The following is a 23,998-nucleotide window of genomic DNA, read 5'->3' as shown; positions in this document are numbered from 1 at the left end:
GCGCGACCGCTCTTCGCGCCAAGTCCCTACCCCTGCCATGCCAGAAACCGGAGGTGAACCCGTGGACACCCGCGAGGACTTCAACCGCACGGTGCAGCTGCTCAGCGCCCTGGCCCTGTACGCCCACACCTATGGAGCCGACCCCGCCTTCGTCGACGCCATCGGCCCGGCCCTGGCCGTCTCCCTCCCCGACCCCCCGCCCGGCATCTTCCCGCCCGGCTACGACCCCACCGACGGCCCTCAGTACCCGGGAGGGCAGCCGTGATGGCCCGCCTCCGCGTCGACGCCGTCCTGGTCCAGGCCGTCATCGCCGGGGCGCTGTCCTTCGCGCACCTGCACGACCTGGCCGCCGCTGCCGGACAGGACGGCTGGAAGGCCTGGGCCTACCCGGTCTCGGTCGACCTGCTCCTGGTCGCCGCCTGGCGTCGGCTGCGTACGGACGGGCCGTCCCGGCTCGCCTGGTGCTGGTTCCTCATCGCCCTGGTCGCCTCGCTCGGCGCGAACGTCGCCACCGCCGGACTCCTCGACCTGGACGACGTTCCGGCCTGGCTGCGCATCCTCGTCGCCGCCTGGCCCGCCCTGGCCTTCATGGGTGGCACCCTCCTCGCCCACTCACCCACTCGGCAGGAGCCGGAAGCGCCGGCACCCTCCGCCCCGGACCCGGAGCATGAGCCCGAACCGGTCACCGCTGCTGAGCCGGACCCGGAACCTCAAGCCGTAGCGGTCCCGGCGGCTGAGGAAGCCCCGGCCCTGCCCACCGCGAAGCCCCGTCCGGTGGTGCCGGTCCCGGCCGCGCTGGTCGACCACGCCCGCAAGGTCGCCGCCGACCACCAGCAGCGCACCGGCTCCCGGATCGACACCGACACCCTCCGCGCCCGCCTCGGCGTCCCGCCCCAGCTCGCCGACGCCATCGCCGCCCAGCTCACCTGACCCGAGAGGAGACCCCGTCATGCCTGCCCGCGACTTCTTCCACTCCGTGATGCGGATCGGCCCGGTGCAGATCGGCACCCACCGCGATCGCAACGGCACCACCAAGCACGCCGCCGTGTGCAGCGCCGACGGCTGCGGCTGGTCCGCCGACTACTCCAGCCAGTCCGCCGCCCAGCTCGCCGCCCGCACCCACCGCTGCAAGGTCCGCTAGGAGGCCACCCATGGATGTCCCCCTCTGGTTCGCCCTGGTCGTCGTCGGAGTCCTCGGCGTCAAGCTCATCCGCCCGCCGCTCTGGCTGGTCCTGGTGCTGCTGCTCGGCGGCTACCTCCTCGCCGACAGCCTCCTGTCCCCGGTCATCGACACCGCCGTCAAGTAAGGAGACCCGCTCATGTTCCGGCCCAAGCTCCCGACCATGCCCCAGCCCACCGGCACGGTCACCCCTCCCACCGTGGTGGAGCCGACCACCATCACCCCGGGCACCTCGGTTTCGCCGCCCGCCCCGGCCCCGGTCGCTGGCCCCGCCCGGCCCACGGTCCAGCTCACCCCCGGCACGGCGCTCGCCCTGGTCGGCGGCGGCACCGCCGTGGTCCTGGTCGTCGGCGCCGTCCTGGTCTCCATGCTCCTGGCCGTCGCCATCACCGCCGCCTCGGTCGCCGTCTGCGCCGTCGTCCTGCGCTCGCTGCTGGCCTCCCAGCACCGCCGCTGACCGGTCCCGGTAGCGACGCACAAGCCGCCAAGCACGCCGCCGCCTTCCGGGACCCCGTACCTCGCCAACCGCCGTCACCGAAGGGAACACTCATGGACCTGCAGATAGCCGCCGCCCTGGTGCCGTTACTGGGCTGGGCCGTGCACGGGGGCGTCCTCACCCACCGGCTCGCCGCCGCCCGCCGTGACCCGCTGACCGGTCTGCACACCCGCGCCGGATGGACCGCCCGCGCCGAACACTGCATCCGCCGGCACCCGGCCACTGCCGTCCTCCTGGTCGACCTCGACCACTTCAAGGACCTCAACGACACCCACGGCCATGCCGCCGGGGACGCCGCGCTCATCGCCACCGCCGACCGCCTGCGCACCTGGTGCGGCCGTCACGGCACCGCCGGACGCCTGGGCGGGGACGAGTTCGTCGCCGTCGTCCAGGACCTGGCCGCCGTCGACCTCGACGCGCTCACCACCGCACTCCACCGGCCGCTGCCCTACAACAGCGTATCGCTGCCGCTGGCCGCGTCGGTCGGCGTCTGCCGCCTCGCCGAGCTGCCGGTGCCGCTGCTGACCGATGCCCTCGCCGCCGCCGACGCGGCCATGTACGCGGCCAAAGGCCGTGGTCGCCGGGGCTCACGCCTCTCTCGCTGACCGGCCGCCGGGTGGCGCACAAGCCGCCAAGCACGCCGCCACCCGGGGCCGTTCCTTCCAACCGCAATCGAAAGGAACCACCATCATGACCCAGCACACCCCGCCCGCGTCGCGTATCTGCCCGGCCTGCGACGGCTTCGCCTCCGTCGCCGTCACCATCGGCGGCCGTGACCTGCGCGGGCACCTGCGCACCATCACCGCTCACTGCCCGGTCTGCCACGGCACCGGCACCGTCACCGCCCGCCGCGTCCGGGAGGGCGCTGGTGCCTGAGACGCTGCTCGACCCGACCACCCTCAGCGACCTGCTGAGGGTGGCTTCGGCCGTCGACTACCACCGCTGGGAAGAACAGATACGCCGCACCGGTGGCTGCGCCGACCCCATCCACCTGACCGGCTGGGTCGTGCACAAGGACAAGACCACCGGCGAGACCCTGCACCACTACTCCACCGAGGGCGAGCCGGGCGGCCGTCTCCGCCTCGCCTGCGGCAACCGGCGTGCCTCCCGCTGCCCCTCCTGTGCCTGGACCTACGCGGGCGACACCTACCACCTCATCCGCGCGGGCCTCGCCGGTGACGATCGCCGCGACATCCCCGCCACCGTCCGGGATCACCCTCGGGTCTTCGCCACCCTCACCGCACCCTCGTTCGGCCCGGTCCACAACCGCCCCGATCGCGGCGTCTGCCGCTGCGGCACTCGCCACACTCCCGACGCCCCGGAGCTGGGCACCGCCCTCGACCCGGACACCTACGACTACGCGGGCGCGGTGCTGTTCAACAACCACGCCGGACAGCTCTGGCAGCGCTTCACCAACCGGCTCCGCCGCGAGATCGCCGCCCGCGCCGGCCTCACCCAACGCGAGCTGAAAGAGCGTGCCCGGCTGTCGTACGGCAAGGTCGCCGAGTTCCAGAAACGGGGCGCTCTGCACTTCCATGCCGTGATCCGACTCGACGGCCCGGACGGCCCGGATACTCCTCCCCCGGCCTGGGCGACCGTCGACCTGCTCGCCGACGCGATCCGTGCAGCTGCGGCGCACTCGTACACCTCGGTTTCCGTCCCGGCCGCCGAAGATCAACCCGCGCGGACCTTCCGCTGGGGCACCCAGCTCGACATCCGCCCCGTGAAGGCGTTCGGGGACGGCTCCGACATCACCGAGCAGGCTGTCGCCTCCTACGTCGCCAAGTACGCGACCAAAGCGGCCGAGAACACCGGCACCCTGGACCGCCGCATCGGCGAGCTGGCCGAGCTCGACCGCCACCAGGTCCCCGACCACACCCGCCGCCTGATCGAAACCTGCAAGGCGCTCGACCCGCTCTACCCGGACCGGCGGCTGTGGGCCTGGGCTCACATGCTCGGCTTCCGTGGCCACTTCTCCTCGAAGTCCCGCCGCTACTCGACCACGCTCAGCGAACTCCGCCAGACACGCGCCGAGTACCGGGCCGCCCAGGAGCGCGCCGCCCTCGGCCTCGAGGACGCCGAGCCGGACACCGTCCTGGTCCTCGCCGACTGGCAGTACGCCGGACACGGCCACACCCCCGGTGAATCCGTCCTCGCCGCCACCATCGCCCGCGACCTCCAGCTCAACCGCGAAACCGCCCGCGAAGCCCTACGCGACCAACTCGCCGACGAAAGGGAGTGCTGACCATGGCCTCAGAGCTGCCGAACCGGTTCCTGACCCCTGAGGACCTGGTCGAGATGTTCGAGCTGCCCAGCGTCGAGACGGTCTACCAGTGGCGCCGCAAGCGCACCGGTCCCCGCGGCTTCCGCGTCGGTCGGCACCTCCGCTTCGACCCGACCGACGTGCGTGCCTGGGTGGACTCACAGATTGGTGAGGCTGCCTGATGGCGGGGCACATCCAAGACCGCTGGTACAAGACAGAGACCGGTCCGGACGGCAAGCCCGTCAAGGTCAAGACTGACCGATACGGCGCTGGCATGCGTTACCGCGCTCGGTACGTCGGCCCTGACGGCACCGAGAAGTCCAAGAGCTTCCCGGACCGACAGAAGCGCCTCGCCGAGCAGTGGCTCACGGACATCGCGTCGGACATGTCGCGCGGTCGGTACATCGACCCGCGTGCCGCTCGGATCACCTTCAAGAGCTACGCCGAGAAGTGGCTCAAGACGCACGGCATCGACCCGGCCAGTCAGGTCGTCGTCGAGCAGCGGTTACGCCTGCACGCGTTTCGCCTGATCGGCTCTCGGCCGCTGGACTCGTTCCGCCCGGAGCACATTCGTGCGCTGGTGAGCGCGCTGGAGAATGACCCGGCCGTGAGCGGCGGCTATGCGCGGAACATCTACGGCGACGTACGGGCCGTCCTCAGTGCGGCGGTCGACGACGGGCTGATGCCCCGTAACCCGTGCTCCGCGAAGTCCGTTCGTCCGCCGGCCGCCGAGCAACGCCGGGTTGTGCCGTGGCTGCCTGCTCAGGTCCGGGCGGTCCGCGCGGCTCTCCCCCAGCGCTACCGGCCCATGGTGGACGTGGGTGCCGGGTGCGGACTCCGGCAGGGGGAGATAGTGGGACTGGCTGAGGACGCGCTCGACTTCGACGGCGGCATCATCCGGGTCGTCCGGCAGGTGAAGCTGATCCGAGGGAAGGCCGTATTCGCTCCTCCAAAGTGCAACAAGGAGCGGGACGTACCCTTGCCGCCCTCGGTGGCCGAGTCCCTGCGGGCCCACATGGACGCCTTCAAGCCCGTCGAGATCACCTTGCCGTGGCGCAAGCCGGACGGCCCGAAGGTCTCCGCCCGTCTCCTGTTCACGAACACCGCAAGCGGACTCGTCTGGCGCAGCAACTTCAACGTCCAGGAGTGGAAGCCCGCCCTCGCGTCGGCCGGATTGATCGCGGAAGCCGGGGAGGACGGCAAGCACCAGTCCGCTCGTGAGCACGGTATGCACGCGCTGCGGCACTTCTACGCCTCGGTACTGCTGGATGCTGGCGAGAGCATCAAGGCCGTGAGTGAGTACCTGGGGCACGCCGACCCCGGACTGACGCTGCGGGTGTACGCGCACCTGATGCCGTCGAGCCAGGAGCGCACGAGGAAGGCCGTGGATCGGATTCTTCTCCCGGCCCCGCGAGCCTGACGGCCCAGAGACGGCCCAGTAGCCCGAACAAGGCCCCCTATCCGCGCCGAACGCGCTGGTAGGGGGCTCATTGCTGCCCGGCTACTGCCAGTTCTCCGGGCTTAGGCATGGCTGTACCAGTGTCGCAGATCCAGATGGGTGACCCGCGGGTGTCGTCCGCCACGGCAGTCGTCAGCGGCCGCCATCGGTCGCTGCCGAGCGGTCCCGGAACGCCGGACGACGGCCGGAGGACGACCGAAGGACCGCCGAAGGACGGCCGATCACACCTCGTAATCGGGTCGCGCCCTGGTGGGGCCGCGCCCTACTCTGCGCGCCATGGCACAAGCACCCGTTCTCACACCCCGGGCGGACGACTTCCCCCGCTGGTACCAGGACCTGGTCAGCAAGGCCGAACTGGCCGACAACGGGCCGGTGCGCGGCACCATGGTCGTCCGACCGTACGGGTACGGCCTGTGGGAGCGGATGCAGCAGGAGGTGGACGCCCGGATCAAGGCGGCCGGCGCGCAGAACGCGTACTTCCCGCTCTTCATCCCGCAGTCGTACCTGACGAAGGAGGCCGAGCACGTCGAGGGCTTCGCGCCCGAACTGGCCGTGGTCACGCGTGGCGGGGGCAAGGAACTGGAAGAGCCCGTGGTCGTCCGCCCCACCTCCGAGACGATCGTCAACGACTACTTCTCCAAATGGGTGCAGAGCTACCGCGACCTTCCGCTGCTGATCAACCAGTGGGCGAACGTGGTCCGCTGGGAGCTGCGGCCGCGGGTGTTCCTCCGCACGACGGAGTTCCTGTGGCAGGAGGGCCACACGGCACACGCCACCTGCGAGCAGGCCCGGGACTACGCCGCACGCATCCACCAGGAGGTGTACGCCGACTTCTTGGTGAACGTCCTCGCCATGGATGTCGTACCGGGCCGCAAGACGGTCCGCGAACGGTTCGCCGGCGCGATCAACACGCTCACCTTGGAAGGCATGATGGGCGACGGCAAAGCCCTCCAGCTGGCCACGAGCCACGAACTGGGCCAGAACTTCGCCAAGGCGTTCGGAACGCGCTATCTGTCGAAGGAAGGCCGTGAGGAATACGTCTGGCAGACGTCGTGGGGTTCCACGACCCGGATGGTCGGCGCACTGGTGATGATGCACGGCGACGACGACGGCCTTCGGGTCCCGCCGCGTCTGGCCCCGGTCCAGGTGGTCGTCGTGGCCGTCAAGGGGGACGACGCGGTCCTGGACACGGTCCGCGGGATCGCTGACCGGCTGAGGACGGCCGGCATCCGCGTACACGTCGACGACCGCACCGACACGCCGTTCGGCCGCCGCGCGGTCGACTGGGAGCTCAAGGGGGTGCCGGTACGCGTCGAGGTCGGGCCACGTGACGTGGAGAGCGGGACCGCCGTACTGGTGCGCCGCGTAGCGGGAAGCAAGGAGCCGACGCCGATCGGGGCGCTGTCCGAGATTCTGCCCACGGTGCTGGAGGACGACCAGGCGCGTCTGCTGGCGCAGTCCCGTAAGCGTCGTGACGACCGCACCGTCGAGGTGACCACGGTCCAGGAGGCTGCGGAGGCGGCGAGCACCGGCTGGGCGCGCATCGCCTGGGAGAAGCTGGGCGTGGAGGGTGAGGCCGAGCTCGCCGAACAGGGCGTCACCGTGCGGTGCTTGGTCGCCGCGGACGGTTCCGTCCCCGAAAGCGACGACCAGCCTGGCAACGTCGCCGTCGTGGCACGCGCCTACTGACCCTGGTCAGCGCTGATCCGGGCACGGGGTCGTGTTCTCGACCACCGGTGCCGCCAGGACGGCAACGGACAGGGCCGCACCCGTAAGGTCCGCGTCCGTAAGATCCGCGTCGGTCAGGACGGCGTACGTCAGATCCGCGTCGGTCAGGACCGCGTCCGTCAGATCCGCGTTCGTCAGGACCGCGTCCGTCAGATCCGCGCCCGTCAGATCTGCGTACGTCAGATCCGCGCCCGCCAGGTCCGCGTCGCACAGCAGCGCTCCGCGCAGATCCGTGTCGGTCAGGGCCGCGTCCCGCAGAACGGCGCCGGTCATGTTCGCGTGACTCAGCGTCGCGTGGCTCAGGTTCGCGTCGGTCAGGTTCGCGCCGGAGAGGTTCGCCTGGCTCAGGTCCGCGCCCGTCAGGTTCACGTAGCTCAGATCTGCGCCGGTCAGATCCGCGCCGCTCAGGTCCGCGCGATAGGCGTCCGCATGGCTGAGGTCCGCGCCCGTGAGGTTCGCACCGCGGAGGTCCGCGCCGCACAGGTTCAGGGGGTCCGCACTGTAGGGCTGCCGAGGGCGGCCGAGATCAGCGGCCTCCGGGACTGCTTCGGCGGGCACGCGCCCGGCGCTCCGCGTGATGGCTTCGGCCGTGGCCTCGAGGGCGCCGGCGGGGGCGTCGGGACAGGAGAGGTGGAGCAGTCCGCGGAGGCGGGCCGCGTGCTCGGCGCGCTCGTTGTCCGTCATGTCGCCTCCGGGTCCGGCCGACGATTGAGGGAGACGAGACTGGGGCCTGACGCAGACGGGACAGCGGTGACCCGGCAGGTCACCGATCGCCAGCAACAGGTGAACGGCCTCGTGCCCCGCCGCCGTCGAGGGCCCCGCCGCCGCGATCACTTCGATCAGCTCGGCGAAGTGCCGCTCCGCCCGCTTCCGGTCGGGCTCGGCGTCGCCGAGAGTGTGACGCGCTTCGAACGCCAGGACGGCGGCCCTGACGGACGCGCTGCCCTGCGCACGCAGCATGTGCAAGGTGATCACCAGCGGACTCCTCCATGATCACGATGACAGGTCGTTATCGGCATGGACACAGCATTCGGGCCCCCGTCCCAGCAGGACGGGGGCCCGAGAGTCACGACACCAGGGACGGAACCTCAGCCCGACCCCACGAAGATCGCCAGCAGCAGCCACACCACCGGCGCCGTCGGCAGGAGGGAGTCCAGGCGGTCCATGATGCCACCGTGGCCCGGCAGCAGCGTGCCCATGTCCTTGATGCCGAGGTCGCGCTTGATCATCGACTCGCCGAGGTCGCCCAGCGTGGCGCTCCCGGCGACCGCGAGGCCCAGCAGCAGGCCCTGCCACCACTGTCCGTCGTCGATGAGGAACTGCATGCACAGCGCGCCCGCCGCCATCGAGAAGCCGACCGCGCCCAGCAGGCCCTCGCGGGTCTTGCCGGGGCTGATGCGCGGGGCGAGCTTGTGCTTGCCGAAGCGCCAGCCGACCGCGTACGCACCGGTGTCGCTGACCACGGTGAGCACCAGGAAGGTCAGCACACGCCAGGGGCCGTCCTCGGCCTTCAGCAGCATCGCGACGAACGTCGCCAGGAAGGGCACGTAGAACGCCGCGAAGACGCCCGCCGTGACGTCCTTGAGGTAGCCCTCCGGCGGCGCCGTCATACGCCACACCAGCACCGCCAGGGTGGTGAGCGCCATGGCGACCCACGCGCCCTCCGCGCCCCTGGCGTACCCGGCGACGACCATCGCCGCGCCGCCCAGCGCCAGCGGGACGAGGGGCGCCTTGATCCCCTTGCGCTCGTCAAGCCGCGTCGTCAGCTCCCAGAGGCCCACCACGACGGCGACCGCGATCACCCCGACGAAGGCGGCCTTGACGAAGAACAGCGACGCGACGATCACCGCGCCGAGTCCGACGCCGACGCCTATCGCCGCGCCGAGGTCCCGCCCCGCGCTCTTCTTCTGCGGTGCGGGGGCCGGCTGCGGGGCGTGGGGCATGGGCTCCGGATTCTGCGGCACCTCCCCCGGCAGGGGGCGGGCCCGCGTCGGCTCGTCTCGGAACAGGGGGCCGCTCAGCCGAGCGACCCCCCGGTCCGCATCCTGGTCTCCGCCGAGTTCGGGTACGTCAGGCACGATGGGCATGGGCCGCGTCTGCTGTGCTTGGTGCGCATCGTACGCGGGACCCGCCGGGGCAGCTCCCCGGCCGGGTCCCTGGTCGGACGGCCCCCAGTACCCGGTCTGCGGCGTCCCCCAGGAAGAGTCGTTCATCAGACCTCGAGCAGCTCCGCTTCCTTGTGCTTCAGAAGCTCGTCCACCTGGGCGACGTACTTCGCCGTGGTGTCGTCGAGCTCCTTCTCCGCACGGCGGCCCTCGTCCTCGCCGACCTCGCCGTCCTTGATCAGCTTGTCGATGGCTTCCTTGGCCTTGCGGCGCACGGAGCGGATCGAGATCTTCGCGTCCTCGCCCTTGCCCTTGGCGACCTTGATGTACTCGCGCCGGCGCTCCTCGGTCAGCTCGGGGAACACCACCCGGATGATGTTGCCGTCGTTGCTCGGGTTGACGCCCAGGTCGGAGTCGCGGATCGCCTGCTCGATGTTGCGCAGGGCACTCTTGTCGAACGGGGTCACCACGGCCATGCGCGGCTCGGGCACGGAGAACGAGGCCAGCTGGTTGATCGGCGTCGGCGCGCCGTAGTAGTCGGCCACGATCTTGTTGAACATCGCCGGGTGCGCACGGCCGGTGCGGATCGCGGCGAAGTCCTCCTTGGCGACCACGACGGCCTTCTCCATCTTCTCCTCGGCCTCGAGGAGGGTCTCTTCGATCACCACTTGCTCCTGCGTGTCTTGAGTAGGCCCGGCTGCGGTCCTCGGTCGGGGCGGCGGCCGGCTGCGTCGCGTCTTCTTCCTGCACGGTTCACGACCGGCAGGACATTGTCCATCCCCCGGTCAGTCGCGCCCGGCCTGGTCGTCCACCAGCGTGCCGATCTTCTCACCCTTGACGGCGCGGGCGATGTTGCCCTCCTTGAGGAGTTCGAACACCACGATCGGCAGGTTGTTGTCACGGCAGAGGGTGACGGCCGTGGCGTCGGCGACCTTGAGGTTCCGGGTGATGACCTCGCCGAAGCCGAGGGCGTCGAACTTGACGGCGTCGGGGTTGGTCTTGGGGTCGGAGTCGTAGACCCCGTCGACACCGTTCTTGCCCATGAGCAGCGCCTCGGCGTCGATCTCGAGGGCGCGCTGCGCGGCGGTGGTGTCGGTGGAGAAGTACGGCATGCCCATACCGGCGCCGAAGATGACCACGCGGCCCTTCTCCAGGTGGCGCACGGCGCGCAGCGGGATGTAGGGCTCGGCGACCTGGCCCATGGTGATGGCGGTCTGCACGCGGCAGTCGACGCCCTCCTTCTCCAGGAAGTCCTGAAGTGCCAGGCAGTTCATCACGGTGCCGAGCATGCCCATGTAGTCGGAGCGGGCGCGGTCCATGCCGCGTACCTGGAGCTCCGCTCCGCGGAAGAAGTTGCCGCCGCCGATCACGATCGCGATCTCCGCGCCGTCCCGTACGACGGCCGCGATCTCACGGGCGATGGCGTGCACCACGTCGGGATCGACGCCCAGGCCTCCGCCACCGGAGAAGGCCTCTCCGGACAGCTTCAGCAGAAACCGGCCGCGCACTTTGCCGTCGTCGCTCTTCTCAGCCTTGGTCGTCATGGTCGAATCCCGCCTCTTTCACGTGTTGCACATACGAAGAAGGCCATTGCCGGTGGGGCGTGGTTCGCATCCCATGCGGCAATGGCCTCCTCGTCAGATCTGCTGTCGCCCGGCACGCGCGCGTGCGTGGACGCGTGTCCGAACGACTGCTGCCGACCCTATCCGGGTCGCGCGCCCGTCGCGGTACGGACTCAGATGCCGACCTTGATGCGCGAGAAGCGCTTCAGGGTGACACCGGCCTCGTCCAGCACCTTCTGGACGGACTTCTTGTTGTCGAGCGCGTACGGCTGGCCGAGCAGCGTGGCGTCCTTGAAGAAGCCGTTGAGACGACCCTCGACGATCTTGCCGATCGCGGCCTCGGGCTTGCCCTCGGCGCGGGTGGTCTCCTCGGCGATGCGACGCTCGGACTCGACGACCTCGGCCGGCACGTCCTCCTTGGAGAGGTACTTCGGCGCGAAGGCGGCGATGTGCTGGGCGACGCCCTTGGCGATCTCGGCGTTCGGCTTGTCCAGCTCGACGAGCACGCCGATCTGCGGGGGCAGGTCGGGCATCGTGCGGTGCATGTACGCCGTCACGTAACCGTCGGCGAACTGCGCGAAGCGGTCCAGCACGATCTTCTCGCCGAGGTTGGCGTTGGCCTCGTCCACGAACGCCTGGACGGTCTTGCCGGCCTCGATCTCGGAGGCGAGGAGGGCCTCGATGTCGGCGGGCGACGTCTTGGCGACGTGCTCGGCGATCGCGGTGGCGACGGCCTGGAACTTCTCGCCCTTGGCGACGAAGTCCGTCTCGCACTTCAGCTCGACGATGACACCGGAGGAGTTGTCGTCGGCGATGACCGAGACCACGGCGCCGTTCTCGGCGGAGCGGCCCTCGCGCTTGGCGACGCCCTTCTGGCCCTTGATGCGGAGCGCCTCGACGGCCTTGTCGACGTTACCGTCGGCCTCGTCCAGCGCCTTCTTGCAGTCCATCATGCCGGCGCCGGTGAGCTCCCGGAGCTTCTTGACGTCGGCGGCGGTGTAGTTCGCCATGAGTCTGTGAATCTTTCTCGAAGTCTGGAGGTTCGAAGATCGGCGGGGCGGGACCGCTTCGTGGGCAGGCCCCGGGCCACCGCCGGTCTACGGGTGAACGGCGGGAGCGGACGTCATGTCACCGCTCCCGCCGTCATCGGCTCTGACGGAGCGGTCAGGCCTGCTCGGCCTTGGGCTCGGCCTCGGCCTTGGGCTCGGCCTCAGCCTCGGCCTGCGGGGCCTCGGCGGCGGGCGCCTCGGCCGGCTTCTCGCCCTCGGCGGCGGCCGGAGCGGCCTCCTCGGCCTTCTTCTCGCCCTCGAGCAGGTCGCGCTCCCACTCGGCCAGCGGCTCACCGGCGGCCTTCTCGCCCTTGCCCTCGCCGGCGCCACCGGAACGGGCGATGAGGCCCTCGGCGACGGCGTCGGCGATCACGCGGGTGAGCAGGGTGACGGAGCGGATCGCGTCGTCGTTGCCCGGGATCTTGTAGTCGACCTCGTCGGGGTCGCAGTTGGTGTCGAGGATGGCGACGACCGGGATGTTGAGCTTCCGGGCCTCACCGACCGCGATGTGCTCCTTCTTGGTGTCCACGATCCAGACGGCGCTGGGCACCTTCTGCATCTCGCGGATACCGCCGAGGGTCTTCTCCAGCTTCGCCTTCTCGCGGGAGAGGACCAGCAGCTCCTTCTTGGTGAGGCCGGAGGCGGCCACGTCCTCGAAGTCGATCTGCTCGAGCTCCTTGAGGCGCTGCAGACGCTTGTAGACGGTCGAGAAGTTGGTGAGCATGCCGCCCAGCCAGCGCTGGTTGACGTAGGGCATGCCGACGCGGGTGGCCTGCTCGGCGATGGCCTCCTGCGCCTGCTTCTTCGTGCCGACGAACATGACCGTGCCGCCGTGGGCCACGGTCTCCTTGACGAACTCGTAGGCGCGGTCGATGTACGACAGCGACTGGAGCAGGTCGATGATGTAGATGCCGTTGCGCTCCGTGAAGATGAAGCGCTTCATCTTCGGGTTCCAACGACGGGTCTGGTGACCGAAGTGGACGCCGCTCTCCAGCAGCTCCCGCATCGTGACGACGGCCATGGCCGTATCTCCTTGAATTTCTCGGTTGTGCCGCGGGTGCCGGACGGCTCCCGCGCCTGACGCCCACGACGCGCCGTGCCACGAAGGACCGAGGGGCGCTGACACCGGGCCACGGCCGTGACCGGTCCCGATGTCGGGGCGTGCGAAGTCGACCCGGTGGCCCGGGTCGCCACCAGAAGTGTACGGGACCCGGAGGGTGCCGGGTGACGCCGTTGTCCACAACCCGGCCGTCGGTCCACAGGTCCCGGCGGAGCTCACGTCCCCGGGAGACGCTTCCGCCATGCGACGACCGGGACGGAGGCAAGGACGTGGGTGGCGTGACACGGCATGAAGCGAGTGGCGGGGGCGGGCCGGGCAGGTGGATCCGGCGGTGCGTGCGGCTGGCGCTGGTGGTGGCCCTGACCGTGGCGGCGCTGCTGGCGCCCCCGGCGTCACGGCTGTTCGCGGCGGGCACGGCCGGATCGTCCGGGGCCGTTGTGGGGGCCGCCGCGGGAGCGCGTCCCACCGCGGTCGACGACACCGTCCCGGCCGTCGGCCGTACGTGGCCGGTGGGGGGACGTCCGCGGGTCCTGCGCGGGTGGGAACCGCCGGCCTCCGTCTACGGGCCCGGACACCGGGGCGTCGATCTCGCGGCGGCGCCGGGGACACCGGTACGGGCGGTGGCGGACGGCCGGGTGTCGTTCGCGGGCCGGGTGGCCGGGAAGGGCGTCGTGTCGGTGGAGCTCACCGGCACCGGGGAGCCTCCGCTGCGCACGACCTACGAACCCGTCCGGGCCTCGGTGCCGCAGGACGCGGAGGTGACGGCGGGCGAGGTGATCGGCACGGTCGAGGCAGGCGGCTCGCACTACACGGCGCCGTGCGTCCACTGGGGTCTGCTGCGGAGCGAGGCCTACCTGGACCCGCTCTCCCTGCTGCCCCCGTGGCTGCTCCACCGGGGCCCGTCCCGGCTCCTGCCGGTTCTCGGGGTGCCGTTGCCCTGAGGGGACCGGGTCGCCCACAGCGGCGCCGAGGCCCGCGCGGCGGTCCGCGCCGCGCTGCGCCGGCCGCTTCAGCCCCGGACGCCGTCCAGGGCCAGGGAGACCGCCGCCCGGACGATCACCTCGGGATGCTCGGCCGCCCCCAGCTCGATGCGGCGCACCGCGGCGTCGACCACGCCCTGGAGCAGCATGGCGGTGAGGCGCGGCTCGGCGTGCCCCAGCCCGGCGAGCGCCTCGACGATCATGGCGACGAGCCCGCCGTGGGCGGCGCGGATCTTCTCCCGGGCGCCGGCGTCCAGTTCGCTCGCGGAGATCGCTACGACCGCGCGATGCCGCCGGTCCCCCACCAGCTCCAACTGCTTGCGGACGTACGCCTCGATCTTGCCCTCGGGACCATCGGCGTCCGCCATCGCCGCCTCGACCTCGGCCGCCCAGACGGGAAAGTCGGCCTCGCACAGTTCCTCGACGACGGCCGCCCGCGAGCGGAAGTACTCGTACACGGACGACCGGGCGAGGCCCGTGCGCTCGGCGAGGGCCGGGAAGGTCAGCGCCTCCGTACCGCCCTCGGACAGCAGGGAGCGTGCCGCGTCCAGCAGGGCGGCTCGCTGCATCGACCGGTGCTCGGCCACGGAGGCCGCTCGAATCCTTGGCACGTCGTCCACTTTACGGACGCCCTGCCCACGGCGGCCAGGGGTTCCGGCCGGCCGGTCACTCCGGTCGCCGCCGGAGGTCAGCGGCCGAAACTGGCCAGCTTGGCGCGCAGCTGGAGCACCGACTTGGTGTGGATCTGGCTGACGCGGCTCTCGGTCACGCCGAGGACGTTGCCGATCTCGGCCAGGGTCAGGCCCTCGTAGTAGTACAGCGTGACCACGGTCTTCTCGCGCTCGGGCAGGGTGTTGATGGCCCGCGCCAGGAAGCGGCGCAGCTCCCGGTCCTCGGCGACCTCCACCGGGTTGTCGGCGGCGGTGTCCTCCAGGGTGTCCATGAAGCTGAGCTGGTCGCCGCCGTCACCGCCTACGTGCAGCAGCTCCTCCAGGGCGACGACGTTGGCGAGGGAGAGCTGGCTGAACACCGCGTGCAGCTCGCCGACGGTGATGCCCATCTCGACGGCGACCTCGTTCTCCGTCGGGGTGCGCCGCAGCCTCGCCTCGAGGGTGGCGTAGGCGCGCTCCACGTTGCGCGCCTTCTGCCGCACGGAGCGGGGGATCCAGTCCAGCGCCCGCAGCTCGTCGATCATCGCGCCGCGAATCCTGGTGATCGCGTACGTCTCGAACTTGATCTCGCGGTCGACGTCGAACTTCTCGATCGCGTCGATCAGCCCGAAGACCCCGGAGGAGACGAAGTCCGCCTGTTCGACGTTGGGCGGCAGCCCCACGCTGACCCGGCCGGCGACGTACTTCACCAGCGGTGAGTAGTGCAGGATCAGCTGCTCCCGCAAACGTTCGTCCCCCGTCGCCTTGTACGACCGCCACAACTCGTCGAGCGTCGAGGGAGCGGGCGGCCGCACGCTGCCACCGTCGCGGGCGGCTGGGGGGATCGCCGCCCGGTCGGACCCGGAGGTGTGCTGGGGCATTCGTCGCCTAGTGCCGTTCTGCCGTGGGCTGGTACTGCCTGGGTGCGTCGTCTGTCCGATGTCTGTTCTCGTGCCTGTTCTGGGCCGTCCGTGTCTGGGCCCTCGTGAGCGTAGCGTGACTACGGCGTCGCGGTGTGCGAAGAACGGGGCCCGGACCGTGCGCAGATACGTTCCGGGGGCCGTCCCGCCGGGGCACACCCGTTGCTCTGCGTGATCACCCGGATACCTCAACTGCGATGTTTTCCAGGGCGTGTCGGGGTTCCCCCGGACGGCCGAACACGCTGCGTCAGCGGAGATCGGCGGCGCCCCGGACCGAGATCATCGCCTGGCGCGTCAACTTCCAGCCGTCGCCGTGTCGTTCGACGTAACCAAGTGCTCGGAGTTCGTACAGCTTCGCGATCGCGTCGTCCGGGGTGGTCTGCGCCGTGCGGGCGATGTCGTCCGGGCGGGCCGCCCTGCGGGCCGGCAGCGCGGCGAGGACCTGGCGGACCGCCGGGTCCAGCAGGTCGCGGGGCAGGACGGGTCCCCTGCGCTCGGGAGCCAGCTCGCCGATGTCTCCGACCAGTTCGACGATCTCGTCGGCGTCGGTGACCAGGACGGCTTCCTGCCGGAGCAGTTCGTGCACGCCTGCGGAGAGGCCGCTGGTGGCCGGGCCCGGTACTCCTATCGTGTGGCGTCCGAGCCGGCGGGCGGCACGGGCGGTCACCAGGGAGCCGCTGCGGTGGGCCGCCTCGACGACGACCGTGCCCCGGGTGAGGGCGGCGATCACGCGGTTACGGAGGATGAAGCGGCTGGGGGTCGGATGCTCGCCCGGCGGCAACTCTCCGATCACGAGCCCCTGTTCCGCGATCCGGCCGATCAGTCCGGCGTGTCCGCGTGGGTAGGGGCGATCCACCCCGCAGGCCAGCACGGCGACCGTCGCACCGCCCGCGCCGAGCACCCCACGGTGGGCGGCGCCGTCGATGCCGTAGGCGCCGCCTGAAACGACGACCCACCCCTTCTCGGCGAGTCCGGCCGCGAGGGTGGCGGCCATGAACGCGCCGTACTCGGTGCAGGCGCGGGCACCGACGAGGGCGACCGAGCGCAAGGCCCACAGCCGCAGGTCCGCGGTGCCGCGCACCCAGAGGCCGAACGGGCGCGCGTCACCGAGGTCGTCGAGCTGACCGGGCCACTCGGCGTCCCCTGGGCACACGAACCGCACGCCCGCGTCCTGCGCGACGGCGAGATCCCGACGCGGGTCGGCCCGCTCGGCCCGCGCCAGCAGCCCGGCCCACCGCTTCCCGCTGACGCCCGGCAAGGGCTCCCCGCGCTGCCTCAGCCGCCGCACCACCCCGTCCACCCCGAACTCCCGCACCCAGCGTCCACCCGTCTCGTCACCGGGTTCGATGACACGGGTGAGGAAGACTCGGCCGAGAAGGCCGCCGTGACCGGCCGGTGGGGGCGGGCCGCCGTGACCGGCCGGTGGAGGTGGGCCGTCGTAACCGGCCGCTCCGGGCGGGCCGCCTGCTTCGGTCGGTCGCCGTGAGCCCTCCCGCCCCATTCCCCCGACTGCCCCCGACGGCTCACCACACCCCAGCGGGCCGACCGGCCCCGTCCCCCCGCTCATACCCCCGCCCCGATCGCCATCGGCATCCCGCGCGGCACGCCCGTGCGCAGCTGCAGGGCGAGTGCGACGTCGCAGGCGTCGGGGCGGTCGTGGCCGGACAGGTCGGCGACCGTCCAGGCGACCCGCAGCACGCGGTCGATTCCCCGTGCTGTCAGCAGGCCCCGCTCCAGACTCCGCTCGGCCTCGTCCATGGCGCCTGGTGCGGCCTGCCAGCGGCTGCGGAGCTCGCGGCCCGGGATCTCGCTGTTCAGGCGCCACGGCGTGCCGTGGAACCGCGCGGCGGCGCGTTCGCGGGCGGAGCGCACCCGGTCGGCGACCACGGCGGTGGTCTCACCCCGGGCTCCCGTCGCCGTCAGCTCGCCCCGGGTGACGGCGTCCACCTCGACCCGCAGGTCGACCCGGTCGAGCAGTGGTCCGGAGAGCCGGGCCTGGTAGCGGCGGATCGCCGAGGGCGGGCACTCGCATCGGTCGTCCGTGCGCGAGAACCGGCCGCACGGGCACGGATTGGCCGCGAGCACCATGAGGAAGCGCGCCGGGAAGCGCACGACGCCCGCGCTGCGCGCGATGACCACGTGCCCCGCCTCCAGCGGCTGGCGCAGGGCGTCCAGCGCCTTGCTGCTGAACTCGGGGGTCTCGTCCAGGAACAGGACACCCCGGTGGGACAGGGACACCGCCCCCGGCCGGGCCGTCCCCGGGCCGCCGCCCACCAGGGCCTGCATGGTGGCCGAGTGGTGCGGGGCGCAGTAGGGCGCGGTGTCGATCAAGGGCCGGCCCGGCGGCAGCAGGCCCGCCACCGAGTGCACGGCGGTCACCTCCAGGGACGCCTGGCGGTCCAGCGGCGGCAGGATGAACGGCATGCGCTCGGCGAGCATCGTCTTGCCCGCACCGGGCGGGCCCTCGAGGAAGAGGTGGTGCCCGCCCGCCGCGGCCACCTCGACGGCCGTGCGCGCCGTGTGCTGGCCCACGACGTCGGCGAGGTCGTGTCCCTGGTCGTAACGGCCGGTACCGCCGCACATGCCGGTGATCGCTCCGCCGCCGAGGTCGCGCAGCCCCGCCATCAGCGGATCGGGCCGGTCCGGCTCCCGGGGCTCCTCGTCGGGCACCGGCTCGTCGGTCAGGACCGCGACGAGCTGGCGCAGGCTGTGCACGCCCAGCACGGACACGCCCGGCACCAGGGCGGCCTCGGCGGCGGCGCACTCCGGCACCACCACCTGCTCGAAACCCGCGTCCGCCGCGGCCAGCACCGCCGGCAGGATGCCGCGCACCGGCCGCACCCGGCCGTCCAGCCCCAGCTCGCCGATCATCACGATGTCGGACAGGACCCGCGGGTCGATCCGCTCCGAGGCGCCGAGGACGGCGCAGGCGACGGCGAGATCGAATCCGCTGCCGGCCTTCGGCACCGACGCCGGGCTCAGTCCCACGGTGAGCTTCTTCTGCGGCCACTCGCCGCCGGAGTTGACCACGGCGGCCCTGACCCGGTCGCGGCTCTCCGTCAGGCTCTTGTCCGGCAGCCCCACCAGCGTGAACGCGGCGATTCCCGGCTCCAGATCGGCCTGCACCTCGACGACCACGCCCTCGACGCCGACGAGGGTCACCGAGCACGTACGGGCGAATCCCATTCAGGCCACCCCCCTGACGTGCTCGACGACGGGGGCGCCGCGCCTCGGGAGCCTTACGCCGACCAGGTCGATGCGGACGCCGCCGGGCGGTGCTCCACCGTGTTCCTGGAGCCAGCGCTCCGCGAGCCCTCGCAGCCGGCTCGCCTTGGCCGGGGTGATCGCCGCCATGGGGTGCTGGAAGGACCCGGCGCGGCGGCTCTTCACCTCGCAGACGACCAGGGCGTCGCCGTCCCGGGCCACGATGTCGATCTCGCCGGTCCTGCCGCAGCGCCAGTTGCGCGCCAGCACCGTCATCCCGGCCTGGGTCAGCCGCCGTGCGGCCAGTGTCTCCCCGTATCTGCCGAGCGCTCCGCGGGCCTGCCCGCCACCACTCCCGGCCCTGCGTACCTGCGTGTCCTGCCGTGCGTTCATGCCGGCACCACCTCCGGCGCCAACCGTCACGCACACCGGCCGGTCCCCGCCGGGTCAGGTGCACAACCTCGCGGCTGTGGACAACTCCGCCACCCGCGAGGGTGACGTCACCACGTCACCCGCTCGGGAGCTCCAGATCGCTCTTGTTGAGCTCCTCGATGTTCACGTCCTTGAACGTGAGCACGCGCACCTGTTTCACGAAGCGGGCCGGCCTGTACATGTCCCAGACCCAGGCGTCCGCCATGGAGACCTCGAAGAACACCTCGCCCTGCACCGAGTGGACCTGCATCTCGTAGTCGTTGGTGAGGTAGAAGCGCCGCTCGGTCTCGATCACGTATTTGAACAGCCCGACGACGTCGCGGTACTCCCGGTAGAGCTTCAGCTCCATCTCGGTCTCGTACTTCTCGAGGTCCTCGGCGCTCATGGCATGTTCCCCTTCAGCCGTGCGATCCCACCATTGTGCGCCAGTCCCGCAAGTCACCGGACGATTTCGGTGTCCAGGGTGACGGGCGCGGCCGGGGGGCCTTCGTCGAGCAGTTTCCGCAGCAGCCCGGCGAGCTTGGTCGGGTACACCGTCTCACGGGCGTGCGACAGTTCCGGGCAGGTCCACCATCGAGCTCCGGCGACACTGCGCCGTTCCAGCTCGGTCAGGGCCGTCGCCGCGGTGGCCGTCTGCGTCGTACGGGCCAGGTAGTACCACTCGTCCTGGTCCCACTGGCGGCCCGCGAAGGGGAAGGAGCAGCGCCGCCGCCACAGCACGGGGCCGAGTTCGACGTCGGTGATGCCGGTCTCCTCGGCGAGTTCCCTGAGGGCGGCCTGCTCACGGGTCTCGTCGCCCTCCACGCCGCCGCCGGGCGTGAACCACCAGTCGGTGCCGGGGTCGTCCGGTTCGTGGCCGTGGAGCAGCAGAATGCGGTCCTGCGGGTCGAGCAGCACCACCCGGGCGACCCTGCGCAGCCCGCCCGTGTACGTGTCCGGTGCGGCCGGCGCCGGCTCAGCGGCCACCGGTGGTCCCCGTTGTGCGCCGGGCCCGGGAGGCGGCCGCACGCTTGGCCAGCGGGCCGTAGGCGGCTCCCGCCAGCACCAGCACCGCCCCGCCGACCACCGTGGCGAGCACGCTCGGCAGCGGTCCCGGCGTGGAGAGCGGGCCGAGGGGCTGGAAGCCGGCGGGCTTGGCGAGCATGCCGTCCATCGGCCAGACGACGGCGTCCACGCGGGCCTGGACGGCGTCGCGGGCGACGGTGCCGCCGGCGGCGTCGGTCAGATGGGCCGTGGAGTCGACCGACCCGGAGCGCTCGTCGCCGAGCAGGAACAGGCGTCCCTCGGGCACGGTCACCTCGGGGAAGACCGACGAGCGCGCCATCGGGTCGTCGGGGAGATACGGCTCGTCGATCACCTTGCCGTTGACCGTGAGCTTGCCGTCCTCGCAGCAGGAGACGGTGTCGCCGCCGACGGCGACGACCCGCTTCACCATGGGCGCGTTCGACCAGGTGGCGTCCCGGAAGACGACGACGTCGCCCCGGCGGACCTCTCCGCCGTCGACGCGCTCCGCCAGCACCCGCTCGCCGGCGTCGATCGTCGGGGCCATCGAGGTGGTCGGCACGGTGTAGGGCCGGTAGACCACCGCTCCCCAGGCGAACCCGCCGAGAAACAGCACCAGCCCGAGCGCGACGGCCACGTTGGACAGCACCTGCCCGGTCCGGCCGCTCCGCGCCGTGCCGGAACCGCCACTGCCCGGGACCGTACGCGTCGTGCTCTGACCACTCATGGGCGGCACCCTACCCGGCGGTACCCGGGCGGGTCAGCACTCCCCGCGCCCTCCCTCTCCGGGCGCGGGTGCCGGCGCTCAGGCGCGACGGCGCCGCCACAGCACGAACGGCACCGCGCCGGCCAGCGCGAGCGCGGGAGGCGCGACCGTCAGGGCCGCAGCGTCCTGCGCCCGGGTGTTCAGACCGGGCTGGTCGAAGGTGTCCGGGACGGGCAGGTTGGTCCAGCGGTTGATCGGCCAGGCGATGACCACGGCGCGGCCCACGACCTTGTCGACGGGGACGAAGCCCTGGTTCTTGTCGGCCGTGTTGTAGCGGGAGTCCCGCGAGTTCTGCCGGTGGTCGCCCATGACCCAGATGTGGCCCTCGGGGACCTTCACCTTGAACTGGCCGCCCTGGTCGTCCTGGCTGCACGGGGTGTTGCCCGGGTAGACGTAGGGCTCGTTGAGCGCCTTGCCGTTGACCGTCAGCGGGCCGGTGCCCTTGCACTCGACCGTGTCGCCGCCGACGCCGACGACCCGCTTGATCAGGTCCTTCTCCTCCGCGGAAGGCATCAGGCCGATGAAGCTGAGAGCCTTCTGCAGCGCGTTGGGGTCGGGGGTCGGCTCGCCCGCCAGCCAGTTGTCGGGGTCGTGGAAGACGACGACCTCGCCGCGCTCCGGCTCGGAGCCGAACCACGGGGTCAGCTTGTCGACCAGGACCCGGTCCCCCCGCTGGAGGGTGTTCTGCATCGAGTCGGAGGGGATCGAGAACGCCTGGACGAGGAACGTCTTGATCAGCAGCGCCAGGACAAGGGCGATACCGATGAGGATCGGCAGCTCCTTCCAGAAGGAGCGCTGCTGCTTCTTCGGCCGGCCATGCTCCGGGCCGTCCGGTCCCTGACCGTCGGTCCGCGTCCCGTCCTCGTTCACTCCGCCGTCCTCGACCGCACGCCCGTCACTCCCGGAGAACGCGGCGTGGCCCGCGTCCGGGTCGCCCGGTCCCGCGGAGCGTCCGCGGGGCTCCTCGCCCCCCTGACCGGACCGTGCGCCTACCGCCACATCCCCCACGCCGACTCCTCACTCTCTGCCGCCGCCCGCGCCATGCCCGACGCAGGCCCACCACTCCCATAACGAGCGGGAGTTCCGCAGGGCTCGGGAGCTGGACCATCTCTTCACGTTGGCCGGGATCGTCCGGGGCAACCCTATGCGACGGCGGCGCCCCGGCGATCGACCCGGGCGCCGAGTCGGACACGGAGGCGTACGTCGTGGGCTCGTCGAGGGTGTTCCAGTGGCCGAGGGGCCAGGCGATGACCATGGCACGGCCCACCACCTCGTCCTCGGAGACGGTGCCGCCGTAGTCGGTGTCCTGGTGCGAGCGGGAGTCCGCGGAGTTGGCGCGGTGGTCGCCCATCACCCACAGGCGGCCCTCCGGCACGGTGACGTCGAAGGGCGTCAGCGAGGGGGCGTTGCCGGGGTAGAGGTAGTCCTCGTTCAGGGGGACGCCGTTGACGGTGACGCGGCCCTGGGTGTCACAGCACTGGACGCGGTCGCCGCCGACGCCGACGACCCGCTTGATCAGGTCCTTCTCGTTCTCCGACGGCAGCAGACCGATGAAGGTGAGGCCCTCCTTGATCTGCTTGATGCCGACCGGGTCCTCCTTCTTCACCGTGGTCCGCTCGTCCCGGAGCCAGCCGCCGGGGTCCTTGAACACGACGACGTCACCGCGCTGCGGCTCGGACCCGAACCAGGGGGTGAGCTTGTCGACGAGGACGCGGTCGCCGATCCGGATCGTCTGCTCCATGGAGCCGGACGGGATGACGAACGCCTGCACGAGGAACGTCTTCAGGACCAGCGCGATCAGGACGGCGACGCCGATGAGGAGGGGGATCTCCTTGACGGCGCTGCGCCTGCGGCGGCGCTTGACCTTGCGCTGGAGCTTTCGGCGCTCGGCGCGGGTGCGGCCGGAGCCCGGGGCGACGGCCCGGCGGGACCCGGTGGGCAGCAGGTTCTCGGCGGCGCTCTCCGGCACGCCGCGGGGCTTGCCGCGGTTACCCATGGCCGCCTCCCGTCGGAGCTGCCGCGTGCGCCGATGCCTCCCCCGCCGGCACGTTCGCGTACGCGTCCGTCGGCTCCAGACGGCCGGCGCGGCCGAACGGCCACACGACCCCCTCCGCGCGCCCGACGACCTTCTCGACGGGCACCATCCCGCCACCGGGCGACCCGAGACGGTCACGCGAGTCGCTGGAACTGCCGCGGTGGTCCCCGAGGACGAAGAGCCGCCCCTCGGGCACGACCACGTCGAACCGCACCGTGGAAGGGCTGTCGCCGGGGAACAGGAAGCCCGACTCGTCGACCGACCGGCCGTTCACCCGGATCCTCCCCTCCCCGTCGCAGCAGACGACATGGTCCCCGCCCACCCCGACAACCCGTTTGATGTAGTCGGCGTCACCGAAATACCCGGTGCCGTCGAACACAATCACGTCGCCGCGGGCCGGTTCGTCGCCGAAGGTGTACGCCAACTTGTTTACGAGAACGCGGTCCCCGACCCTCAATCCCTTCTCCATCGATCCGCTCGGGATCTCGAAGGGCCGCGCCACGAACGTGTTGACCGCCAGCAGGAACAGCAGGCAGAGCAGCAGGGTCACGGTCGTCCGCCCGCCGGGCAGCCCGTCCATGAAGCGCGAGGCCAACGCGGAACGCGACCGCCCCTCCGGCCGCGGCGCGCCCGAGGGGTCCTCGGGGTCCGGGGGGAGGGAGCGGTCGCGCTCCGTCGGCTGTGCTTCGGTGTCCATCGGCGCCAGATGCTATCCGGCCGCGATATGACGCCGGTAAAGCGCTCAGTTCTCGCGCTTCTCCTTGATCTTCGCGGCCTTGCCGCGGAGGTCACGGAGGTAGTACAGCTTGGCGCGGCGGACGTCACCCTTGGTGACGAGCTCGATCTTCTCCACGATCGGGGTGTGCACCGGGAAGGTGCGCTCGACGCCGACGGAGAAGGAGACCTTGCGGACCGTGAAGGTCTCGCGCACGCCGGAACCCTGGCGGCTGATCACCACGCCCTTGAACTGCTGCACACGGGAGCGGTTGCCCTCGATGACGCGCACGTGGACGTTGACGGTGTCGCCGGGGCGGAAGTCCGGGACGTCGCTGCGGAGCGACGCGGAGTCGACGGAGTCGAGCAGGTGAGACATCGTGTCTGCTTTCT

The 23,998-nt window shown here is 71.5% G+C and carries 30 protein-coding genes; 12 read left to right on the top strand and 18 right to left on the bottom strand.

Translation table 11 applies throughout. The features are described 5' to 3' along the window. The first annotated feature begins 61 nt into the window (after window positions 1-61). The 11 genes from ACF1AG_RS27530 to proS all read left to right on the top strand — a co-directional run bounded on the left by ACF1AG_RS27530 (window position 62) and on the right by proS (window position 7,087). Window positions 62-265, top strand: coding sequence for a hypothetical protein (locus tag ACF1AG_RS27530; RefSeq protein ID WP_225252536.1), 204 nt, complete (start codon window positions 62-64; stop codon window positions 263-265). Beyond that, on the top strand, window positions 265-930 hold the full coding sequence (locus tag ACF1AG_RS27525; protein WP_102637915.1) for a DUF2637 domain-containing protein: 666 nt from the start codon (window positions 265-267) through the stop codon (window positions 928-930). Before ACF1AG_RS27530 ends, ACF1AG_RS27525 begins: the two co-directional genes overlap by 1 nt. A 19-nt stretch (window positions 931-949) precedes the next feature. After that, window positions 950-1,141, top strand: a complete 192-nt coding sequence (locus tag ACF1AG_RS27520; RefSeq protein WP_102637914.1) for a mobile element transfer protein — start codon at window positions 950-952, stop codon at window positions 1,139-1,141. A gap of 10 nt (window positions 1,142-1,151) precedes the next feature. Next, entirely contained in the window at window positions 1,152-1,307 is a 156-nt protein-coding gene (locus tag ACF1AG_RS27515; protein WP_391810548.1) for a hypothetical protein, read from the top strand. Between the two features lie 12 nt (window positions 1,308-1,319). Beyond that, entirely contained in the window at window positions 1,320-1,637 is a 318-nt protein-coding gene (locus ACF1AG_RS27510) for a SpdD-like protein (protein WP_102637912.1), read from the top strand. 92 nt (window positions 1,638-1,729) lie between these two features. Continuing rightward, window positions 1,730-2,281, top strand: a complete 552-nt coding sequence (locus ACF1AG_RS27505) for a GGDEF domain-containing protein (protein ID WP_102637911.1) — start codon at window positions 1,730-1,732, stop codon at window positions 2,279-2,281. Between the two features lie 85 nt (window positions 2,282-2,366). Continuing rightward, window positions 2,367-2,552: a hypothetical protein gene (locus ACF1AG_RS27500; RefSeq protein WP_102637910.1), complete on the top strand. Its 186-nt coding sequence runs from the start codon at window positions 2,367-2,369 to the stop codon at window positions 2,550-2,552. Beyond that, window positions 2,545-3,921, top strand: a complete 1,377-nt coding sequence (gene repSA / locus ACF1AG_RS27495) for a replication initiator protein RepSA (RefSeq protein WP_102637909.1) — start codon at window positions 2,545-2,547, stop codon at window positions 3,919-3,921. Before ACF1AG_RS27500 ends, repSA begins: the two co-directional genes overlap by 8 nt. A gap of 2 nt (window positions 3,922-3,923) precedes the next feature. Then, a complete protein-coding gene (locus tag ACF1AG_RS27490) occupies window positions 3,924-4,121 on the top strand; it encodes an AlpA family transcriptional regulator (RefSeq protein WP_031017537.1) in 198 nt (65 codons plus the stop codon). Next, complete coding sequence (locus tag ACF1AG_RS27485; RefSeq protein WP_391810547.1) at window positions 4,121-5,359, top strand: tyrosine-type recombinase/integrase; 1,239 nt, start codon at window positions 4,121-4,123, stop codon at window positions 5,357-5,359. Before ACF1AG_RS27490 ends, ACF1AG_RS27485 begins: the two co-directional genes overlap by 1 nt. A 315-nt stretch (window positions 5,360-5,674) precedes the next feature. Continuing rightward, window positions 5,675-7,087 carry a proline--tRNA ligase gene (gene proS, locus ACF1AG_RS27480; RefSeq protein WP_387798484.1) on the top strand — a complete coding sequence of 471 codons (1,413 nt, stop codon included), beginning with the start codon at window positions 5,675-5,677 and terminating at the stop codon, window positions 7,085-7,087. A gap of 6 nt (window positions 7,088-7,093) precedes the next feature. Here the strand turns inward: proS and ACF1AG_RS27475 are convergent, their stop codons facing one another. From ACF1AG_RS27475 to rpsB, 6 genes are all read right to left on the bottom strand, one after another. Continuing rightward, window positions 7,094-8,101 carry a pentapeptide repeat-containing protein gene (locus ACF1AG_RS27475; RefSeq protein ID WP_391810546.1) on the bottom strand — a complete coding sequence of 336 codons (1,008 nt, stop codon included), beginning with the start codon at window positions 8,099-8,101 and terminating at the stop codon, window positions 7,094-7,096. 113 nt (window positions 8,102-8,214) lie between these two features. After that, window positions 8,215-9,339 carry a phosphatidate cytidylyltransferase gene (locus tag ACF1AG_RS27470; RefSeq protein WP_359601539.1) on the bottom strand — a complete coding sequence of 375 codons (1,125 nt, stop codon included), beginning with the start codon at window positions 9,337-9,339 and terminating at the stop codon, window positions 8,215-8,217. Beyond that, on the bottom strand, window positions 9,339-9,896 hold the full coding sequence (gene frr, locus ACF1AG_RS27465; protein WP_006136598.1) for a ribosome recycling factor: 558 nt from the start codon (window positions 9,894-9,896) through the stop codon (window positions 9,339-9,341). Before frr ends, ACF1AG_RS27470 begins: the two co-directional genes overlap by 1 nt. A gap of 120 nt (window positions 9,897-10,016) precedes the next feature. After that, entirely contained in the window at window positions 10,017-10,775 is a 759-nt protein-coding gene (gene pyrH, locus ACF1AG_RS27460) for a UMP kinase (protein WP_359601538.1), read from the bottom strand. A gap of 191 nt (window positions 10,776-10,966) precedes the next feature. Next, complete coding sequence (gene tsf / locus ACF1AG_RS27455) at window positions 10,967-11,803, bottom strand: translation elongation factor Ts (protein ID WP_086700497.1); 837 nt, start codon at window positions 11,801-11,803, stop codon at window positions 10,967-10,969. A 154-nt stretch (window positions 11,804-11,957) separates the two neighbouring features. Further along, window positions 11,958-12,863, bottom strand: a complete 906-nt coding sequence (gene rpsB, locus ACF1AG_RS27450; protein ID WP_391810545.1) for a 30S ribosomal protein S2 — start codon at window positions 12,861-12,863, stop codon at window positions 11,958-11,960. A gap of 374 nt (window positions 12,864-13,237) precedes the next feature. Between rpsB and ACF1AG_RS27445 the strand changes: the two genes are divergently transcribed. Next, on the top strand, window positions 13,238-13,843 hold the full coding sequence (locus ACF1AG_RS27445; RefSeq protein ID WP_391810574.1) for a murein hydrolase activator EnvC family protein: 606 nt from the start codon (window positions 13,238-13,240) through the stop codon (window positions 13,841-13,843). 68 nt (window positions 13,844-13,911) lie between these two features. Here the strand turns inward: ACF1AG_RS27445 and ACF1AG_RS27440 are convergent, their stop codons facing one another. The 12 genes from ACF1AG_RS27440 to rplS all read right to left on the bottom strand — a co-directional run bounded on the left by ACF1AG_RS27440 (window position 13,912) and on the right by rplS (window position 23,984). Next, on the bottom strand, window positions 13,912-14,469 hold the full coding sequence (locus tag ACF1AG_RS27440; protein WP_359750202.1) for a helix-turn-helix domain-containing protein: 558 nt from the start codon (window positions 14,467-14,469) through the stop codon (window positions 13,912-13,914). Window positions 14,470-14,570: 101 nt separating this feature from the next. Then, window positions 14,571-15,413 (bottom strand): RNA polymerase sigma factor WhiG, encoded by an 843-nt coding sequence (gene whiG, locus ACF1AG_RS27435; protein ID WP_359601536.1) that lies wholly within the window; start codon window positions 15,411-15,413, stop codon window positions 14,571-14,573. 286 nt (window positions 15,414-15,699) lie between these two features. Next, window positions 15,700-16,953, bottom strand: a complete 1,254-nt coding sequence (gene dprA / locus ACF1AG_RS27430) for a DNA-processing protein DprA (RefSeq protein ID WP_391810544.1) — start codon at window positions 16,951-16,953, stop codon at window positions 15,700-15,702. Window positions 16,954-17,015: 62 nt separating this feature from the next. Further along, window positions 17,016-18,638, bottom strand: coding sequence for a YifB family Mg chelatase-like AAA ATPase (locus tag ACF1AG_RS27425; protein WP_391810543.1), 1,623 nt, complete (start codon window positions 18,636-18,638; stop codon window positions 17,016-17,018). Next, window positions 18,639-19,079, bottom strand: coding sequence for a YraN family protein (locus ACF1AG_RS27420; RefSeq protein WP_391810573.1), 441 nt, complete (start codon window positions 19,077-19,079; stop codon window positions 18,639-18,641). 85 nt (window positions 19,080-19,164) lie between these two features. Continuing rightward, window positions 19,165-19,473, bottom strand: coding sequence for a DUF2469 domain-containing protein (locus ACF1AG_RS27415; protein ID WP_003993268.1), 309 nt, complete (start codon window positions 19,471-19,473; stop codon window positions 19,165-19,167). A 53-nt stretch (window positions 19,474-19,526) separates the two neighbouring features. Further along, window positions 19,527-20,054 carry an NUDIX hydrolase gene (locus ACF1AG_RS27410; protein ID WP_359601533.1) on the bottom strand — a complete coding sequence of 176 codons (528 nt, stop codon included), beginning with the start codon at window positions 20,052-20,054 and terminating at the stop codon, window positions 19,527-19,529. Then, window positions 20,044-20,817, bottom strand: coding sequence for a signal peptidase I (gene lepB / locus ACF1AG_RS27405; RefSeq protein WP_359601532.1), 774 nt, complete (start codon window positions 20,815-20,817; stop codon window positions 20,044-20,046). Before lepB (ACF1AG_RS27405) ends, ACF1AG_RS27410 begins: the two co-directional genes overlap by 11 nt. Window positions 20,818-20,895: 78 nt before the next feature. Further along, a complete protein-coding gene (gene lepB, locus ACF1AG_RS27400) occupies window positions 20,896-21,855 on the bottom strand; it encodes a signal peptidase I (protein ID WP_387798501.1) in 960 nt (319 codons plus the stop codon). Continuing rightward, entirely contained in the window at window positions 21,752-22,852 is a 1,101-nt protein-coding gene (gene lepB / locus ACF1AG_RS27395) for a signal peptidase I (protein ID WP_359601530.1), read from the bottom strand. The genes lepB (ACF1AG_RS27400) and lepB (ACF1AG_RS27395) overlap by 104 nt, the downstream gene beginning before the upstream one ends. Then, entirely contained in the window at window positions 22,845-23,588 is a 744-nt protein-coding gene (gene lepB / locus ACF1AG_RS27390) for a signal peptidase I (RefSeq protein ID WP_391810542.1), read from the bottom strand. Before lepB (ACF1AG_RS27390) ends, lepB (ACF1AG_RS27395) begins: the two co-directional genes overlap by 8 nt. A 45-nt stretch (window positions 23,589-23,633) precedes the next feature. Further along, window positions 23,634-23,984, bottom strand: coding sequence for a 50S ribosomal protein L19 (gene rplS, locus ACF1AG_RS27385; protein ID WP_359601528.1), 351 nt, complete (start codon window positions 23,982-23,984; stop codon window positions 23,634-23,636). Window positions 23,985-23,998: the final 14 nt, after the last annotated feature.

This window comes from Streptomyces sp. NPDC014764 (genome assembly GCF_043082785.1).
Classification (GTDB): Bacteria; Actinomycetota; Actinomycetes; order Streptomycetales; family Streptomycetaceae; genus Streptomyces; species Streptomyces althioticus.
This window is presented reverse-complemented; position numbering and strand designations above follow the sequence as displayed.

Coding starts and splice junctions, on each gene's coding strand:
- ACF1AG_RS27485 (WP_391810547.1), top strand. CDS start 4,121: ATGGCGGGGCACATCCAAGACCGCTGGTACAAGACAGAGACCGGTCCG.
- ACF1AG_RS27500 (WP_102637910.1), top strand. CDS start 2,367: ATGACCCAGCACACCCCGCCCGCGTCGCGTATCTGCCCGGCCTGCGAC.
- ACF1AG_RS27520 (WP_102637914.1), top strand. CDS start 950: ATGCCTGCCCGCGACTTCTTCCACTCCGTGATGCGGATCGGCCCGGTG.
- ACF1AG_RS27490 (WP_031017537.1), top strand. CDS start 3,924: ATGGCCTCAGAGCTGCCGAACCGGTTCCTGACCCCTGAGGACCTGGTC.
- whiG (WP_359601536.1), bottom strand. CDS start 15,413: ATGCCCCAGCACACCTCCGGGTCCGACCGGGCGGCGATCCCCCCAGCC.
- ACF1AG_RS27415 (WP_003993268.1), bottom strand. CDS start 19,473: ATGAGCGCCGAGGACCTCGAGAAGTACGAGACCGAGATGGAGCTGAAG.
- tsf (WP_086700497.1), bottom strand. CDS start 11,803: ATGGCGAACTACACCGCCGCCGACGTCAAGAAGCTCCGGGAGCTCACC.
- ACF1AG_RS27525 (WP_102637915.1), top strand. CDS start 265: ATGGCCCGCCTCCGCGTCGACGCCGTCCTGGTCCAGGCCGTCATCGCC.
- rplS (WP_359601528.1), bottom strand. CDS start 23,984: ATGTCTCACCTGCTCGACTCCGTCGACTCCGCGTCGCTCCGCAGCGAC.
- lepB (WP_391810542.1), bottom strand. CDS start 23,588: ATGGACACCGAAGCACAGCCGACGGAGCGCGACCGCTCCCTCCCCCCG.
- dprA (WP_391810544.1), bottom strand. CDS start 16,953: ATGGGGCGGGAGGGCTCACGGCGACCGACCGAAGCAGGCGGCCCGCCC.
- pyrH (WP_359601538.1), bottom strand. CDS start 10,775: ATGACGACCAAGGCTGAGAAGAGCGACGACGGCAAAGTGCGCGGCCGG.
- lepB (WP_359601532.1), bottom strand. CDS start 20,817: ATGAGTGGTCAGAGCACGACGCGTACGGTCCCGGGCAGTGGCGGTTCC.
- lepB (WP_359601530.1), bottom strand. CDS start 22,852: ATGGGTAACCGCGGCAAGCCCCGCGGCGTGCCGGAGAGCGCCGCCGAG.
- ACF1AG_RS27515 (WP_391810548.1), top strand. CDS start 1,152: ATGGATGTCCCCCTCTGGTTCGCCCTGGTCGTCGTCGGAGTCCTCGGC.
- ACF1AG_RS27505 (WP_102637911.1), top strand. CDS start 1,730: ATGGACCTGCAGATAGCCGCCGCCCTGGTGCCGTTACTGGGCTGGGCC.
- rpsB (WP_391810545.1), bottom strand. CDS start 12,863: ATGGCCGTCGTCACGATGCGGGAGCTGCTGGAGAGCGGCGTCCACTTC.
- ACF1AG_RS27470 (WP_359601539.1), bottom strand. CDS start 9,339: ATGAACGACTCTTCCTGGGGGACGCCGCAGACCGGGTACTGGGGGCCG.
- ACF1AG_RS27510 (WP_102637912.1), top strand. CDS start 1,320: ATGTTCCGGCCCAAGCTCCCGACCATGCCCCAGCCCACCGGCACGGTC.
- ACF1AG_RS27425 (WP_391810543.1), bottom strand. CDS start 18,638: ATGGGATTCGCCCGTACGTGCTCGGTGACCCTCGTCGGCGTCGAGGGC.
- proS (WP_387798484.1), top strand. CDS start 5,675: ATGGCACAAGCACCCGTTCTCACACCCCGGGCGGACGACTTCCCCCGC.